At 42.5% G+C, this 16,524-nt stretch carries 14 protein-coding genes and 5 tRNA genes; 5 read left to right on the forward strand and 14 right to left on the reverse strand.

Annotated features, from left to right (window positions below):
- Window positions 1-96 precede the first annotated feature (96 nt).
- The 5 genes from aspS (at window position 97) to ruvB (ending at window position 4,972) form a co-directional block, all read left to right on the forward strand.
- Complete coding sequence (gene aspS, locus PQR79_RS02590) at window positions 97-1,872, forward strand: aspartate--tRNA ligase (protein WP_238103607.1); 1,776 nt, start codon at window positions 97-99, stop codon at window positions 1,870-1,872.
- Window positions 1,873-2,053: 181 nt separating this feature from the next.
- Window positions 2,054-2,806 (forward strand): YebC/PmpR family DNA-binding transcriptional regulator, encoded by a 753-nt coding sequence (locus PQR79_RS02595; RefSeq protein ID WP_238103608.1) that lies wholly within the window; start codon window positions 2,054-2,056, stop codon window positions 2,804-2,806.
- The gene (ruvC, locus tag PQR79_RS02600) at window positions 2,803-3,321 is read left to right on the forward strand and encodes a crossover junction endodeoxyribonuclease RuvC (RefSeq protein WP_238103609.1); all 519 of its coding nucleotides are present in this window, start codon (window positions 2,803-2,805) and stop codon (window positions 3,319-3,321) included. The genes PQR79_RS02595 and ruvC overlap by 4 nt, the downstream gene beginning before the upstream one ends.
- Entirely contained in the window at window positions 3,318-3,935 is a 618-nt protein-coding gene (gene ruvA / locus PQR79_RS02605) for a Holliday junction branch migration protein RuvA (protein WP_238103610.1), read from the forward strand. Before ruvC ends, ruvA begins: the two co-directional genes overlap by 4 nt.
- A 32-nt stretch (window positions 3,936-3,967) precedes the next feature.
- The gene (gene ruvB / locus PQR79_RS02610) at window positions 3,968-4,972 is read left to right on the forward strand and encodes a Holliday junction branch migration DNA helicase RuvB (RefSeq protein ID WP_238103611.1); all 1,005 of its coding nucleotides are present in this window, start codon (window positions 3,968-3,970) and stop codon (window positions 4,970-4,972) included.
- Window positions 4,973-5,050: 78 nt separating this feature from the next.
- Here ruvB and gloA read toward each other — a convergent pair whose 3' ends face one another.
- The 14 genes from gloA to PQR79_RS02680 form a co-directional block, all read right to left on the reverse strand.
- Window positions 5,051-5,461, reverse strand: coding sequence for a lactoylglutathione lyase (gene gloA / locus PQR79_RS02615; RefSeq protein WP_238103612.1), 411 nt, complete (start codon window positions 5,459-5,461; stop codon window positions 5,051-5,053).
- A gap of 457 nt (window positions 5,462-5,918) precedes the next feature.
- Window positions 5,919-6,560, reverse strand: a complete 642-nt coding sequence (gene nth, locus PQR79_RS02620; protein ID WP_238103613.1) for an endonuclease III — start codon at window positions 6,558-6,560, stop codon at window positions 5,919-5,921.
- Window positions 6,561-6,570: 10 nt separating this feature from the next.
- Window positions 6,571-7,266, reverse strand: a complete 696-nt coding sequence (locus PQR79_RS02625; protein WP_238103614.1) for an electron transport complex subunit E — start codon at window positions 7,264-7,266, stop codon at window positions 6,571-6,573.
- Window positions 7,259-7,903, reverse strand: a complete 645-nt coding sequence (gene rsxG, locus PQR79_RS02630; protein ID WP_497007965.1) for an electron transport complex subunit RsxG — start codon at window positions 7,901-7,903, stop codon at window positions 7,259-7,261. The genes PQR79_RS02625 and rsxG overlap by 8 nt, the downstream gene beginning before the upstream one ends.
- Window positions 7,904-7,905: 2 nt before the next feature.
- Window positions 7,906-8,958, reverse strand: coding sequence for an electron transport complex subunit RsxD (gene rsxD, locus PQR79_RS02635; RefSeq protein ID WP_238103615.1), 1,053 nt, complete (start codon window positions 8,956-8,958; stop codon window positions 7,906-7,908).
- Between the two features lie 2 nt (window positions 8,959-8,960).
- The gene (gene rsxC / locus PQR79_RS02640) at window positions 8,961-11,321 is read right to left on the reverse strand and encodes an electron transport complex subunit RsxC (protein ID WP_274408368.1); all 2,361 of its coding nucleotides are present in this window, start codon (window positions 11,319-11,321) and stop codon (window positions 8,961-8,963) included.
- Window positions 11,315-11,893 carry an electron transport complex subunit RsxB gene (gene rsxB / locus PQR79_RS02645; protein WP_238103617.1) on the reverse strand — a complete coding sequence of 193 codons (579 nt, stop codon included), beginning with the start codon at window positions 11,891-11,893 and terminating at the stop codon, window positions 11,315-11,317. Before rsxB ends, rsxC begins: the two co-directional genes overlap by 7 nt.
- Window position 11,894: 1 nt before the next feature.
- Entirely contained in the window at window positions 11,895-12,473 is a 579-nt protein-coding gene (gene rsxA / locus PQR79_RS02650; RefSeq protein WP_188916400.1) for an electron transport complex subunit RsxA, read from the reverse strand.
- Window positions 12,474-12,612: 139 nt separating this feature from the next.
- The gene (locus PQR79_RS02655) at window positions 12,613-14,511 is read right to left on the reverse strand and encodes an EAL domain-containing protein (protein WP_238103618.1); all 1,899 of its coding nucleotides are present in this window, start codon (window positions 14,509-14,511) and stop codon (window positions 12,613-12,615) included.
- A 407-nt stretch (window positions 14,512-14,918) separates the two neighbouring features.
- Window positions 14,919-14,994, reverse strand: a tRNA-Asn gene (locus PQR79_RS02660).
- A gap of 28 nt (window positions 14,995-15,022) precedes the next feature.
- Window positions 15,023-15,098 (reverse strand) — tRNA-Asn (locus PQR79_RS02665).
- A gap of 27 nt (window positions 15,099-15,125) precedes the next feature.
- Window positions 15,126-15,201: transfer RNA gene (locus tag PQR79_RS02670), tRNA-Asn, on the reverse strand.
- 24 nt (window positions 15,202-15,225) lie between these two features.
- Window positions 15,226-15,301: transfer RNA gene (locus PQR79_RS02675), tRNA-Asn, on the reverse strand.
- A gap of 34 nt (window positions 15,302-15,335) precedes the next feature.
- Window positions 15,336-15,411: transfer RNA gene (locus PQR79_RS02680), tRNA-Asn, on the reverse strand.
- Window positions 15,412-16,524 lie beyond the last annotated feature (1,113 nt).

A 16,524-nucleotide genomic window follows, 5' to 3' on the forward strand; every position in this document is an offset into this window, starting at 1 on the left:
TACTGCAATGCATAAGTGCGAGTCACGGTATATAATGCCGTTTTTATCGTTTTCAATTTCCAAAAATACCGCTTTGTGGATAAAGGATAGAGTTCAATGCGCAGTCATTATTGTGGAGACATTAATAAGTCTCATCTTGGTCAAGAAGTTACTTTAGTCGGTTGGGTTAACCGTAGTCGTGATTTAGGCGGAGTTGTATTTTTAGACTTACGCGACAGAGAAGGGCTAGTACAGGTTGTTTATGATCCAGACTTAAAAGAAGTCTTTGACGTTGCGAGCACATTGCGCAGTGAATTTTGTGTTCAAGTCACCGGTGTTGTCCGAGCACGCCCTGACAGCCAAGTTAATGCACAAATGAAAACCGGTGAAATTGAAATCCTTGGTAAGCAACTGAACATTATCAATGCGGCGGCACCACTTCCTCTGAGCATGGATAATTATCAAAACAATAGCGAAGAGCAACGTCTTAAATATCGTTATTTAGATTTGCGTCGTCCAGAAATGGCTGAGCGCTTAATTTTCCGTGCTAAAGTGACCAGTGCGGTGCGTCGTTTCCTAGACAGCAATGGTTTCCTAGACATTGAAACGCCAATTTTAACCAAAGCGACACCAGAAGGTGCTCGTGACTATTTGGTGCCAAGCCGTACTTATAAAGGTCAATTCTTTGCGCTACCCCAGTCACCACAGTTATTTAAACAGTTACTGATGATGTCTGGTTTTGATCGTTATTATCAAATTGTGAAATGCTTCCGTGATGAAGATTTACGTGCAGACCGTCAGCCTGAATTTACCCAAATCGATATCGAAACTTCCTTCATGACTGCTGAGCAAGTCATGGAGAAAACCGAGCAAATGATGCGTGGTTTATTCCAAGATTTACTCAATGTTGATTTAGGTGAATTTCCACGTATGTCATACGCTGAAGCCATGAAGCGTTACGGTTCTGATAAACCAGACTTACGTAATCCACTTGAATTAGTTGATATTGCCGATTTAGTTAAAGACGTCGAATTTGCTGTATTTAATGGCCCTGCAAATGATGTCGAAGGCCGTGTTACTGCACTTCGTATTCCTACGGGCGCATCATTGTCTCGTAAGCAAATTGACGACTACACCAAATATGCCGGCATTTATGGTGCTAAAGGTTTAGCGTGGATGAAGATTAACGATTTAGATGCGGGTATCGAAGGTATTCAATCTCCTGTACTTAAGTTTTTATCTGAAGACATTGCTAACAACATTATTAGCCGCACAGGTGCACAAACTGGTGACATCATTTTATTTGGTGCAGATAAAGCAAACGTGGTTGCAGAAGCCATGGGTGCATTGCGCTTAAAAGCCGGCGAGGATTTTGATTTATTAGAAGGTGAATGGCGCCCAATGTGGGTTGTTGACTTCCCAATGTTTGAGAAAATCAATGGCGGTTTCCATGCTGTTCACCATCCATTTACTGCGCCACGTGGTATTAGTCCTGCAGAATTAGCCGCCGATCCAGGCGCCGCAATCTCTGATGCGTATGACATGGTACTGAACGGTTGCGAATTGGGTGGTGGTTCTGTTCGTATTCATAATGCCGAAATGCAAAGCACGGTATTTAATATTTTAGGTATTGAAGCAGAAGAAGCGAAAGAGAAGTTTGGTTTCTTACTTGAAGCATTACGTTATGGTACACCACCGCATGCTGGCTTAGCGTTTGGTTTAGACCGTATTATCATGTTAATGACGGGTGCAACGTCAATTCGTGATGTGATGGCATTTCCTAAAACAACGACTGCAGCGTGTCCATTAACGAATGCGCCAGGCTTTGCTAACCCAGTTCAATTAACTGAGCTCGGTATTGCGGTTATTGAAAAGCCAAAAACTGAAGAATAATTGCAACCGTTCAGCATAACTCGCTCTCAATGAGCAACACATACCGAGGCTGCTGCCTCGGTCTGTTTTTTACAAGTAAATACCATTGCCGCATTCATAAGTGGCCACTCAGAATGTTTAGCCGTTTTTGATTAATGCACAATGGTATAATATTTTCTACTTGGATTAAAAGGAGCTTAATGTGGCAGGACACAGCAAATGGGCCAATATTAAACACCGTAAAGCAGCGCAAGATGCCAAGCGCGGTAAATTGTTTACCAAATTCATTCGTGAACTTACCGTCGCCGCAAGAGAAGGCGGATCCGATCCTGATTCCAATCCTCGTCTTCGCGCAGCAATAGATAAAGCCCTATCAAACAACATGACACGTGACACCGTTGAACGTGCGATTAAGCGTGGTGCAGGTGAGCTTGATGGTCAGCAACTTGAAACCATTATATATGAAGGTTACGGGCCAGGTGGCACCGCAGTTATGGTCGAAACCATGACCGATAACCGTAATCGCACAGTGTCTGGTGTACGTAATGCGTTTAATAAATCGGGTGGTAATTTAGGCACCGACGGATCTGTGGCGTATCTCTTTACCAAATCTGGGGTGATTTCATACGACAGTGACACCGACGAAGACACCTTAATGGAGTTAGCCCTAGAGGCCGGTGCCGATGACGTGGTTACCCATGAAGACGGTTCAATGGATGTGTTTACCAGCCCAGATGCTTTTGGCCAAGTCAAAGATGCACTCGACAGCGGTGCACTAGAGTCAGTTAACGCAGAGGTAACGATGGTGGCTTCAACCAAAGCTGAATTAGATGCAGATACTGCAGAAAAATTCCTACGGTTAATTGACAATTTAGAAGATCACGATGATGTACAAGAGGTATATCATAACGCTGACATCTCCGATGACGTCATGGAAGCATTAGATAATCTATGATCATATTAGGGGTCGATCCCGGCTCACGTATTACCGGTTATGGTGTGATCCAATGCCAGGGTAGACAGCAAATTTACTTAGGCAGTGGCTGTATTCGTACCTCTTCCGATGATTTACCCCAGCGTTTGCAGCAAATTTATGCAGGATTAACTGAAATTATTACACAGTATCAACCCAATGAATTTGCCATCGAGCGGGTGTTTATGGCAAAAAATGCTGACTCTGCGCTTAAACTAGGCCAAGCCCGTGGTGCTGCTATTGTGGCGGCAACCTGTGCGAATTTGCCGGTAGCTGAATACAGTGCAACCCAGATTAAAAGTGCAGTGGTTGGCACTGGCAGAGCACAAAAAACGCAAGTACAGCATATGATCAAACAACTGCTAAAATTGCCTGCGGCTCCGCAAGCTGATGCGGCAGATGCACTCGGCGTGGCAGTTTGTCATTTTCATACTTATCAGAGCCTTATTGCTATGGGTGGCAAAGCCAACAGCAGAACATACGGAAGATACAAATGATTGGTCGTCTTAGTGGTATATTAGTGGAAAAACAAGCGCCTGAAATTGTGCTTGATGTAAACGGTGTTGGCTATGAGTTACAAGTGCCTATGACCAGTTTTTATGAGTTACCTGAACTCAATCAACACGCTAGTTTGTTCACCCATTTTGTGGTTCGTGAAGACGCGCAACTGTTATACGGCTTTATCACCAAGCAAGAACGCGCTTTATTTAGATTATTAATTAAAACCAATGGCGTTGGCCCTAAACTGGCGTTAACGATTTTATCTGGCATGACGGCCAGTGAATTTGTGTCTTGTGTTGAACGTGATGATATTGTCACGTTGGTGAAATTACCTGGCGTGGGCAAGAAAACGGCTGAGCGTTTAGTGATTGAAATGCGAGATAAACTTAAAAGCCTACTTGAAGCATCCGTTGGTTCAGAGCGTGAATTCGTCCTGCAAAGTAATTATAAACCTGCTGCTGTTGTTGATAGTGCAGAAGAAGATGCTATTTCAGCATTGCTGTCATTAGGTTATAAACCGACACAGGCGAGTAAGGCGGTATCAGCAGCATTTGCTGAAGGAATGAGTTCAGAAACCCTGATTAAAGCTGCGTTAAAGTCAATGCTATAACACGATGAACATCATGATTAAGGTATGTAATAATGATTGAAGCTGATCGCTTGATCCAACCGCAAATTCAAGGTCAAGACGAATTAATCGACCGTGCAATGCGGCCGAAAATGTTGGATGAATATACCGGGCAAGATGATACTCGTGCACAATTGAAGGTCTTTATTCAAGCCGCGATTAACCGTGGTGAAGCATTAGATCACATGCTTATTTTTGGCCCACCAGGTTTAGGTAAAACCACACTTGCAATGATCGTGGCCAATGAGATGGGCGTTAATATCAAATCTACCTCAGGTCCTGTACTTGAAAAAGCGGGAGACTTAGCGGCATTACTGACAAACCTTGAACAGGGTGATGTATTATTTATTGATGAAATTCACCGTTTAAGCCCAGTCGTTGAAGAAATCCTTTATCCGGCAATGGAGGATTATCAGCTCGATATTATGATTGGTGAAGGTCCAGCTGCACGTTCAATTAAACTTGATTTACCCCCATTTACCTTAGTGGGTGCCACCACTCGAGCAGGCGCGTTAACATCACCATTGCGGGCACGTTTTGGTATTCCTCTGCGGCTAGAGTTCTATAACGTCAAAGATCTTACTACGATTGTGACACGCTCAGCTAAAGTGATGGCATTAGAGATTGATGAGCAAGGGGCGATTGAGATCGCCACTCGTTCACGCGGAACACCGCGGATTGCCAATCGTTTATTACGCCGTGTTCGAGATTACGCAGAAGTTAAACACGACGGAAAAGTCACTCAAAAAGTGGCGGAGTATGCCCTCGACTTGCTTGATGTCGATATGCAAGGTTTTGATTATTTAGATCGTAAGCTATTATTAGCGATTATTGATAAGTTTATGGGTGGGCCTGTAGGCTTAGACAATTTAGCTGCTGCCATCGGTGAAGACAGAGAAACCATTGAAGATGTGCTTGAGCCATTTTTAATTCAACAAGGTTTTATTCAACGCACCCCAAGAGGCCGGATTGCAACTCAACGTGCTTATGATCATTTTAGTTTGGTCAAGCCAGAGTAAATGGTTGAGTCAGTTCAGCGCTAAGAAATAAAAACAAAGCCAGCATTTTGCTGGCTTTGTTTTCTGTTGACGTCGTAATTAACCCAATGCCGCAGTCGCTGACTTTTTCTGGATCAATTCAATTTTATAGCCATCAGGATCTTCAACAAAGGCAATTTCTGTTGTGCCACCAGCAACAGGCCCTGGCGCACGTGTTACTTTACCTCCCGCGGCGGTAATGGCTTCACAACGGGCATAAATGTCCTCTTCGCCAATGGCTAAGTGACCAAAGCCATTGCCTAAGTCGTAGTTGTCGACGCCCCAATTATAGGTTAATTCGATAACTGCTTGGCCAGTCGTTTCTTCACCAAACCCCACAAAGGCGAGGGTATATTTATATTCAGCGTTTTCTGACTTTCGTAGTAATTTCATACCCATTATGTCTGTATAAAAAGCAATGCTGCGATCTAAATCGCCAACGCGGATCATTGTGTGTAGTAATTGCGACATGTTTTACTCTCTTTTATTAAAATGAATCTGAACTTAACAAGCTCAGATGGCTATGAAAAGATTCGTGCGACAATACGGTTGAATATATACTATTGAAATCATTCCTTGCTGGCTCGCTCAGCAATAGTTGCATATTTTTTTGCATTAGCTCACATTTGTGATGATATTTTTTGGGTTTATAAGCAAAAGGCGTTATTCTCATTTTATACCCACATGGAGGCAGTACAATGACTACAGAATTAAAAATGGCCTTAGGCACTACCGTTGTAATCGCAATTTGTTTTAGCGCATTTTTTGTTGCAATGTATTAAGCAACAATAAGCTCCATTACTATGGTTACATGTTATTTTATGTAGCAAAACATTAGTTTATTGCATGTTAGTTGATGAGTTAACCTACAATAAATTACTGAATAAAGACCAAAACATTTAGCGTGTTTTGGTCTTTATTGTTTTAGTTAATCCTCTGGATACACTTTGTCTTTAAACTCACATAAATCTTCTATCATGCAGCTGCCGCAACGTGGTTTACGCGCCAAGCAAGTGTAACGACCATGCAAGATAAACCAATGATGTACATCTACTTTAAATTCCGCAGGCACGACTTTTAGCATTTTTTGTTCTACTTGGTCTACATTTTTACCTGGAGCAAATTTCGTTCGGTTTGCCATACGAAAAATATGGGTATCAACCGCAATAGTGGGCCAGCCAAAGGCGGTGTTGAGCACAACATTAGCGGTTTTACGTCCCACACCCGGTAGTGCTTCTAACGCTTCACGGTTTTCAGGGACTTCACCACCGTGTAAATCAATTAACATTTTACAGGCGTTTATGACGTTGATCGCTTTATTGTTATACAAACCAATGGTTTTGATATATTGCTTTAAGCCGTCAACACCCAAGTCATAAATGGCTTGAGCTGTGTTAGCCACTGGGAATAATTTGTCGGTGGCTTTGTTTACGCTGACATCCGTGGCTTGTGCGGATAGGGTCACGGCCACTAACAATTCAAATGGACTGGAAAAATTCAACTCAGTTTCAGGCTTTGGATTGTTATCTCGTAATCGCGTTAAGATCTGAATGCGTTTTTCTTTATTCATAATATTTGTATTAACTTACCTTAGTGATCCGTGCGCGTGTTACTGCGACAGATTCTGCTTTGGGTTGTCTGGCTTTTAAATTACTGTCGATGACATTCTTTAAGGCGATTAATAACCCCATGCCAATAAATGCGCCTGGTGGTAACATGGCTAACAAAAATGGGGTATCGACCTGCCAAACATGAATCGTCAGTCCGCTTGCCCATTCACCTAATAATAAATCGGCGCCATCAAATAATGTGCCTTGGCCTAATAGTTCACGTGTCGCACCTAATACGACTAATACTGCTGTAAATCCTAGGCCCATCATTAACCCATCAAAGGCTGAGTGTGCTAATGAATTACGTGATGCAAAGGCTTCAGCACGGCCGATAATCACACAGTTAGTGACAATCAGCGGTAAGAAGATCCCTAAAGAAAGATATAAATTATAGGCATAGGCGTTAATTAATAATTGTACGCAGGTTACGAGTGCGGCAATGATCATCACAAATACAGGAATGCGGATTTCTTTTGGAACATAATCACGCACAAGTGAGACTAAAATGTTTGAACCGACTAAAACCAATAAGGTTGCAACCCCAAGACCCAGAGCATTGGTAATGGTGGCTGTTACTGCTAATAGAGGACATAAGCCAAGTAACTGTACTAAGCCGGGATTGTTTTTCCATAAGCCTTGGCTGGCAATATCGCGATAATTACTCATGATTATCCTCGCATTTCACATGACTCTGATACAGGGCTTGGCGGTTTTCTTCAACAAAAGTAAGCGCCTTACTGACGGCGTTAACATAAGCCCGTGGCGTAATGGTTGCCCCGGTAAATTGATCAAACTGTCCGCCGTCTTTCTTCACTTTCCATAAGTGGGTATTGTCTTTAAAAATTAGACCACTAAATTGTGTTACCCAATCAGATTTACGTAGATCGATCTTGTCACCGAGACCAGGGGTTTCTTGGTGAGACAGGGTTCGCACCCCTAAAACCTGGCTGTTATTATCAACACCAATAATGAGCTTGATTTCGCCGTTATAGCCATCAGGCGCAATGGCTTCAATCGCTATGGCAACGGGTTGCTGGTTTTTATATGCTAGGTAGGCTGGTAATGCATTTTTGCTGCCTAATAACTCAGGCGAGTGTACTAAAATACACTGTTCAAATAGGGCATTATCATGCAATTCATTAGGGATCACTTGGGTAAGCGTGTCAGTTAACTGTTTTTGTTGTTGCATGGCAATGGTGTCATAGGTGAGGGCATTAACTAATGCCACTAAACCGGTACAGCATAAAGCAAACAAGCCGAGTAATAAGCCATTTTTAAGCATCGGGTTATCAGTAATAGACATAGTTAATTTCCTGTACGATGACCGTAACTGCGTGGACGCACATAATAATCAATAAAGGGTGCGCACATGTTGGCAAGTAATACCGCAAAGGCCACCGCATCAGGATAACCACCAAAGGTGCGAATTAAATAAATCAGCACGCCGATGATGGCGCCAAATATTAATCTGCCTTTAGGGCTAGTTGCAGCAGTAACCGGATCGGTGGCAATAAAAAATGCCGCTAACATGGTGCCACCGCTAAACAAATGCATTAACGGGCTGACAAAAGTATCAGGGCTGACTAAAAAACTAAAACTGGCGCACAAGAATAAACTCGCAATGATTGCAACACTGATATGCCAGCGGATCACCTTAAGCTTAAGCATGACTAATCCACCGATAAGATAGGCTAAGTTGACCCAAAACCAGCCTTCAGCGGCCATGCCGGAGAAAATGGGTTTTGCTAGGCTTTCAGTGGTGGTTAAACCCATTGATAAATCTGTTTTCAGTGTATCAAGCGGGGTTGCCATAGCAATACCGTCAATGCCTAAACGAAAATACTCAGCAGCAAAGGATTGATTGATTTCAAAAATAGTTTGCACACTGGTAAGCAAAGAGGCGTGATTCATCGCAATGGTTTGCGGGGCAACCCATGAGGTCATTTGAACCGGAAATGAAATAAGCAGTAATACATATGCAGCCATTGCCGGGTTAAATACATTATTACCTAGACCACCATAAAGTTGCTTAACGATGACGATAGCAAATAACGTACCTATGACAATTAACCACCAAGGGGCTAACGGCGGAATGGCAACGGCCAATAAACAAGCGGTAACTAACGCACTGTTATCACTTAAGGTCGCTTTGATGTTCTTATTGCGCAGTTTCATTACCGCCGCTTCAGCTAAATATGCAACACTGACGGCTAATAAAATTTGCACCAGTGTGCCAAAGCCAAAGTAATAACTTTGAACAGCAATACCCGGAATAAGACACAAAGCGACCCGTTTCATCACAGTATTGGTGTGTAAACTGGTGCTCACATGGGGTGATGAGGCAATTTTAAATGCCATGATTATTGTTCCTCTTGCTCAGCACGTTTAGCGAGCTGTTTCGCTTTTGCTTTAGCTACCGCCGCAGCGACTTTAGCTTTTTTCATTTGCTCTGGGGATAAATCTGCTGATTCAGTCGCATTTGCTAATGCAGCATTTGGCGCTATGTCGCCGGTAGACTGGTCGTCAACGACTTCGGCTGACGGCTCTGTTTTAGCTGTCGTGTCATCAGTTTGATTGGCTTGAGCCCGTTTTTTAGCTTTTGCTTTAGCTACTGCGGCAGCAACACGGGCTTGTTTGTCGTCAATGGCTTCGGTTGACGGCTCTGTTTTAGCTGTCGTGTCATCAGTTTGATTGGCTTGAGCCCGTTTTTTAGCTTTTGCTTTAGCTACTGCGGCTGCAACACGGGCTTGCTTGTCGTCAATGGCTTCGGTTGACGGCTCTGTTTTAGCTGTCGTGTCATTAGTTTGATTGGCTTGAGCCCGTTTTTTTGCTTTAGCTTTGGCTACTGCGGCTGCAACACGGGCTTGTTTGTCGTCAATAGCGTCTGTTGTCAGTACAGTTTCTGCGGCTGTAGTCTCAGTCGGGTTGGCTTTTTGAGTCGTTGACTCAGCATTCGCTTGTGCGGCTTTCTTGGCTTTTGCTCGCGCAACCGCGGCGGCAATTTTAGCTTGCTTGTCGTCAACATTCACCTCAGCAGTACCCGTGTCGAGCTCATTCTCGCTCCTGACGGTATTTGCTTGAGCCGCTTTTTTGGCCTTAGCGCGTTCGATGGCAGCGTTAACCGCGGCCTTTTTCGGATCGGCTGCAACTTGTGGTACTTCAGGTGAAACAGTACTTGATGCCGCTTGGGCTTTTTTAGCTGCAATACGCGCCATGGCCGCTGCTACGGCATCTTTATCAGTTGACTTCATGCTGGCTTGACGTTTAGCTGCGGCTTCTTTGGCCTTAGCCTCACGGGCATTTTTTTCATCTTCTAAACGCTGCAAACGTGCTTCGAAACGAATTTTAGCTTGTTCAGCTTGGCGTTTTTCTTCGGCTTCTATTTTTAATGCCGACTTTGCCACACGATAGTATTCAACCAGAGGAATATCGCTGGGGCAAACATAGCTGCAACAACCACATTCAATGCAATCTTTTAAATTAAAGCCGGCTGCTTTGTCATATTCTTCAGCTTTTGCATGCCAAAATAACTGTTGTGGCAGTAATAATGCAGGGCAGGCGACGGCACATTCACCACAACGGATACAGGCTTTTTCATCAACATCAGGGGCCATTTCATGATGACTTGGTGCTAATAAACAGTTAGTCCCTTTTAATATTGGCACATCTAAACCCGCTAGAGCGTAACCCATCATAGGGCCGCCTACGATAACCTTTTGCGCAGCAGATGGACTAAAGCTTACTGCTTGTAGGGCGTCATTGATGGTTGTACCGATAGGCAACCAGTAGTTGCCCGGTTGGCCAATTTGTTCTCCAGTTAACGTCACCACTCTCTCAATCAAGGGTTTACCTTGATAAATGGCATCTTGAATCGCGTAGGCCGTGCCAACATTGTGCACCACTATGCCCAGTTGTGCAGGAATATGACCACTGGGTACTTCTTTGCCGGTAATGATTTGAATAAGCTGTTTTTCACCACCTGATGGGTATTTGGTAGGGATGACTGTAACTCGAACTACACCGGTTGGTAATGTACAGCGCTGCACAGCATCTTGCATGGCCTTTGCGGCTTCAGGCTTATTGTCTTCGATGGCGATGATGATCCGCTGTGGATTCAGTAAGTGGTGTATGACTCCAATACCCTTTAAGATTTCATCACTGTAATCGCGCATTAAACGATCGTCAGAACTGATGTAGGGCTCGCATTCAACACCATTAATAATCACTAAATCGATTTCACTTGCGGGGTTTAGTTTTACGTGGCTTGGAAAAGCCGCTCCTCCCATCCCAGCAATGCCTGCGTTTCTTATTTTGTCTAATATTTGGTTTTTGGATAATTGTTCGAGTGAGTGCGGTATCAACTCGCACCAGGTGTCTTGCCCATCAGCCTCAATAACACAACTCAATGTTGGTAATGAAGAAGGATGATTCGTCGCGTGTTGTTCAATCGCCACGACTTTGCCTGAGGTGGGCGCATGCACTGGTAAATAAGTAAATCCAGTGCCTTCTGTCAGCATTTGACCTTTGAGCACTTGCTCGCCTACTGTAACGGTTAACACCGCTTGCTCACCAACTAAAGGCACAGGCACCACAAAGCGACGTGCAAGTGGTAAACGTGCAATGGTTGTTTGATTCGATAATGTCTTTAATTGAGGAGGGTGGATCCCGCCTGGAGATTGCCACAAAACGCCTTTATCGAGTTGTTCTAATAACGTTAGCACGCTGTCTCCTCTTGCTCTGAATGGATCACTTTGACTGGAATGCTGTTGAGTTTCCAATCCCAGTTTTGCAGCGTCGTTTCTACAGGGATCATATCAATACAGTCAACAGGACAAGGTTCCACACACAAGTCACAGCCTGTGCAATCTTTGGCTATTACAGTATGCATTAGCTTACCAGCACCTAAAATAGCGTCGACAGGGCAGGCTTGAATACACTTAGTGCAACCAATACATTCATCTTCGCGAATGTAAGCCACTTTTTTTACAGTAGATTGAGCTTCAGCGTTTAATGGTTCTTGTTCAACGCCCATTAGTTCAGCTATTTTTTCCATGGTGGCTGTGCCGCCAGGTGGGCACTTATTAATATGATCACCATTGGCAATGGCTTCGGCGTAAGGTCTACATCCTGGGTAACCACACTGGCCACATTGGGTTTGTGGTAATAAGGCTTCAACTTGGTCGATGACAGGGTTACCTTCGACTTTAAACTTTTTAGACGCAAAGCCTAATATCACCCCAAACACTAATGCCAGTAGACTTAATACCGCAACAGCAATAAAAATACTCGTCATACTAATTAACCAGCCCCGCAAATCCCATAAATGCTAACGACATTAAACCGGCGGTGATCATGGCGATCGCGCCGCCTTTAAATGGTACAGGCACATCCGCAGCGGCTAAACGCTCACGCATTGCCGAAAATAAAATTAATACTAATGAAAAGCCGACCGCCGCACCAAAACCGTAAATGGCCGACTGAATAAAATTATGGTCTTCGTTAACGTTTAATAACGCTACGCCTAATACTGCACAATTAGTGGTGATTAACGGTAAATAAATGCCTAAGGCGCGATGCAGTGATGCACTGGTTTTTTGTACGACCATTTCGGTGAACTGAACCACTACGGCGATAACGAGAATAAAGCTCATGGTACGCAAATAGCTCAAGTCAAAAGGTTGTAACAAAAACTCATTGGTGAGATAGCTAAGAATAGATGCAAGGGTTAATACAAAGGTCGTTGCCATAGACATGCCAATAGCTGACGCCAATTTGCTCGACACCCCCATAAAAGGGCATAGACCTAAGAATTTCACTAGGACGAAGTTATTAACCAGTACAGTTCCGATTAATAAGAGAAGATACTCTGTCATTGCTACATTTTTTTGACCAATAGATCTGGGTATTATCTTAGGTTTAGCGTTGAGAAACAACGGATAAAAAATAAGGTTAAACATAAAATGCTTAACCTTAGAATAAAAGCGTGTTTTTTACGGTTTGTTAACTCAGATGTTACTGTTTTTTTACTAGTATTTCAGGTTTGGCAATATAATATCCTTGCAGACCATCTACTAATAATTTTTCTAAGGTTAGTTTTTCGTCTTGTTTTTCAACACCGGTGGCAATAACCCGAATGCTTATCCGTTTTGCGATGTCGACGATCATCCGTACAAAGAACTTATTATTATTGTCTTGTTCGATGTTATCACTGTAGCTACTGTCTAATTTAATAAAGTCTGGACGGACTTCGCGGAAAAACTTAAACGAGGTAAAACCTAATCCAAAGCGTTCAATCGCGACTTTAGCGCCGACCTTATGCATTTCACTGACAAATTGACGACTAGAGAGTAGGTTAGCCTGCATGCCAGCTTCGTTAAGTTCAAACACTAGACGTGATGCAATTTGGCGGTGTTTAGACAATAAATCTTTAAGCCAACTGGTAAAATTATCCTGCAATGCTGATGAAGCGCTGATATTTACCCCCATATTTCCTGTTAAGTTAGGGTGTTGACTGAGCACTTTGACCGTTTGAATCACGATCATTTGATCTAATTCGACATTAAGGCCATAACGTTCAGCCATAGCAATCACCGTTGTTGTGGGTAAATATTTGCCATCAGCATTGGTGAAACGTGCTAATAATTCGCGGTATACATCAGTTTGATTATTACATGGCTGTATGGGTTGTTGATAAAAGTGAATACTGCGGCGTTTAATTAAATCATTAATGGTCAGTTTCCAATGGTCATCTCCTTGTTGCTCATTACCAGAAAGTTTTTCTAATTGATAATAACGGTTAGGGCCTAAGGTTTGTGCCACGCTGACCGCAGTATCTGCTAATGCCATTAGCGCTAATGGTTCACTGCCTTCTTTATAAGGCACCATACCTGCGTGAGCTATCGAGTCACTGCGTGAGCTTTGAGCATATTCGTCGAGTTGAACTTTGAGCTGTTCTAGGATTTTTTCGCCTTCTTTTAAGGTAATGCTGTCGATGAATACGGCAAAATCACCACTAGAAACCCTAAAGCATTCAGTAACTCCAAGGCTGATAACCGATTTACGAATACAATTGGCTAATTTTGCAAGATAATCATCTCCAGCTGCACGGCCGTGTAATTGGTTAATACTGGCAAGTTCAGCAGCCTTTATCATCAATAGCACGCCATATTGTTGCTTATCTGATTTATTTAAGGCTTCTAAATGTTGAGTAAAACGTTGTCGAGTCGAAAAACCGCTCACAGGATCTTGATAAGCAGCTTTTGTTAGCTGTTCGTTTTCTTTTCGTACTCTATCTAAACTGAGTTTTAACTGGTTACGACACGTTTCTAATGCATTTCCTAATGGACGTAATACGCCAGGGAAACGAGAACGTTCAAGTGCTAAAAATGATAACTCAGGGATGTGGTTAATGTATTCAGCCGCGTATTTGATCCGTGAACGGTGTAATTGCATTAACAAGGCAAATAACACCATTAATAATAAATATGCACCTATTAAAAGTATGGCGGTTTGTTCTAAGTCGGCCAAACTTGACGATAATACACTGGCGGTGTCTAAACGAACTTGTAAGCGTGCATCGCCAAGAACTTGAATATGACCTAATTCGATATTAAATATTTTGCTTGGGAAGTCATCGCTTGGACGCTTTAAGCTGCCGTGAGTGTAGTTATAGCTACTGTCAGTGTTGTGTATAAATTGAAAAAACTGAAAAGTGAAATCTTGAGTCATTTTTTGATATAACGCTTCACCGCTTCCTTCCCAGTTGCGGTAAGTGTCTACATATTGTTGATAATGCTCTTGAGCAATTTTTCCTTGCTCCTGCACTTCATTGTTTTCGACAGTATAGATCCTGAAGATCAATAACCCGAAAACAATCAACAACACTATCTGAAAGGATTTTGATAAGCCCATAAAACATCCATTCCCTACGAGTTAACAATAATAAGTCAGTTTTATTTACTGTCAGCATGATTTGTTGCTGATGATATTTAGTTTGAGGTTTTACGTTAATAATAGTTTATATTTTTTGTTATTGAAGCTTTCGCCGCTACTGCTTAACACAAAAATCTGCTTGGCACTGTGGGTTCTAATTGAACATTGGTTTAGCGAGAACCATTGGGTTTGAACGCTAATTATACGATGTGCTCTATTTTTGAACAGTGTTATCATAGCAGATTTTAGATTAATAAATGATTAACCTAAAGCACTATTTTTATGAGAAAAAAACAAAACAACTTATGAGGGATAAAATTGATATTAATAATGTGAAGACAAGTTGATTAAGGATGGCAGAGGAGGGGACTCGCTTTGCTGGATAATGGCTCCCCAGACTGGACTTGAACCAGTGACATACGGATTAACAGTCCGCCGTTCTACCGACTGAACTACTGGGGAATAAATCATTATTGATAGTACATTGAAATGGCTCCCCAGACTGGACTTGAACCAGTGACATACGGATTAACAGTCCGCCGTTCTACCGACTGAACTACTGGGGAATTGATCATTTCAAATTGTTATCTCGATGGCTCCCCAGACTGGACTTGAACCAGTGACATACGGATTAACAGTCCGCCGTTCTACCGACTGAACTACTGGGGAATCGATTTCGATAACAGTAAACGTTGGCTCCCCAGACTGGACTTGAACCAGTGACATACGGATTAACAGTCCGCCGTTCTACCGACTGAACTACTGGGGAATTACGCTTACATTCTTAACTTACTTTACTAAATTGGCTCCCCAGACTGGACTTGAACCAGTGACATACGGATTAACAGTCCGCCGTTCTACCGACTGAACTACTGGGGAATCGTTTTTAGCAATGTATTGCTGAGAACGGAGCGCATAGTAAAACGCTCTGGTAACTGAGTCAACTCGAGTTATAAAAAAAAATGCAATTATGTGACTAATTGGTTACCAATTACGCATCGTGCACGACTTTTGGGCATTTATGTCGATTTTTGAACAATGAATATAAAATGAATCACTTAGCGAAAAGCTGGAAAATTTGCTTGGTCGACTTAATTATTAATTTAAGTGATATGGTCGAAAGTGTTCAGAAATGATTTTTCATCAGTATGTCGGTACTTCATATTTTACGAAATAATGGCAGAGGTTAATAATGCCAACCTTGTTAGCTTTGCACTAATATGGATATAGAGCCAAAATCCTAAGCGCTGAAATGATCCAGTTTAGCGGCCAACTTAGTGCATTCTGCAGTTTAATACCAATTCATTCATTATCTGGTCATTTAGCGGGAGTTCTGTGTCTGCTCGACAACTGCTCCTGCGTTGTTCTACCTCCTGCATCCATGCAGTCGTCGACAACTGCTCCTGCGTTGTTCTACCTCCTGCATCCATGCAGTCGTATTCCCAAATGCTATTTAGCAGCATAGAAGGCACGCACAGAAGCTTGCCTTGCAAGAGACGCTCATACAGTTCATTCCTTTGTTGCATTGTCGTAGAAGGGAATAACCATTATTTCAACAATTCGCCTCAACTGGACATTCTGAGTGACTCTGATTGGTCACAGAATAAATGGAAATGGTATAACTACTCTTAATGCTTATCTAACTCACTATTGTGTTCATAACCTTGTCTTATGAGTTTATCGCTTAATAAAGGTAAATCTATAATATGTAAAACTAATTAAGTCACTCCTGTGATCTCATTGTCTTAGCGCAGCGTATTTACCGACAAATGTAATTAAATTACATCAACATAATCTTACAGTATTATGACTAGGGGATGTGCTCGACCCCGCATGCGTATTGGGCTTAAGTGACTTATCCACTAAATCTGTGGATAAACATGTGGATTTCTGCTGTAAATACGCTGCTAACCCTTGCTGAGCATGGATTGGGCTTAAAATGTGCTTTTTCATTAGTGATATATAAATTTGTTTTGTTTCAATAAGATATAA

It is taken from the genome of Shewanella metallivivens (assembly GCF_028750675.1).
Lineage (GTDB): Bacteria > Pseudomonadota > Gammaproteobacteria > Enterobacterales > Shewanellaceae > Shewanella > Shewanella metallivivens.

What these genes read in the sequence shown, in the direction of transcription:
- aspS (WP_238103607.1), top strand. Translation starts at nt 97, where the DNA reads ATGCGCAGTCATTATTGTGGAGACATTAATAAGTCTCATCTTGGTCAA.
- ruvC (WP_238103609.1), top strand. Translation starts at nt 2,803, where the DNA reads ATGATCATATTAGGGGTCGATCCCGGCTCACGTATTACCGGTTATGGT.
- ruvA (WP_238103610.1), top strand. Translation starts at nt 3,318, where the DNA reads ATGATTGGTCGTCTTAGTGGTATATTAGTGGAAAAACAAGCGCCTGAA.
- ruvB (WP_238103611.1), top strand. Translation starts at nt 3,968, where the DNA reads ATGATTGAAGCTGATCGCTTGATCCAACCGCAAATTCAAGGTCAAGAC.
- gloA (WP_238103612.1), bottom strand. Translation starts at nt 5,461, where the DNA reads ATGTCGCAATTACTACACACAATGATCCGCGTTGGCGATTTAGATCGC.
- nth (WP_238103613.1), bottom strand. Translation starts at nt 6,560, where the DNA reads ATGAATAAAGAAAAACGCATTCAGATCTTAACGCGATTACGAGATAAC.
- PQR79_RS02625 (WP_238103614.1), bottom strand. Translation starts at nt 7,266, where the DNA reads ATGAGTAATTATCGCGATATTGCCAGCCAAGGCTTATGGAAAAACAAT.
- rsxG (WP_497007965.1), bottom strand. Translation starts at nt 7,903, where the DNA reads ATGTCTATTACTGATAACCCGATGCTTAAAAATGGCTTATTACTCGGC.
- rsxD (WP_238103615.1), bottom strand. Translation starts at nt 8,958, where the DNA reads ATGGCATTTAAAATTGCCTCATCACCCCATGTGAGCACCAGTTTACAC.
- rsxB (WP_238103617.1), bottom strand. Translation starts at nt 11,893, where the DNA reads ATGACGAGTATTTTTATTGCTGTTGCGGTATTAAGTCTACTGGCATTA.
- rsxA (WP_188916400.1), bottom strand. Translation starts at nt 12,473, where the DNA reads ATGACAGAGTATCTTCTCTTATTAATCGGAACTGTACTGGTTAATAAC.
- PQR79_RS02655 (WP_238103618.1), bottom strand. Translation starts at nt 14,511, where the DNA reads ATGGGCTTATCAAAATCCTTTCAGATAGTGTTGTTGATTGTTTTCGGG.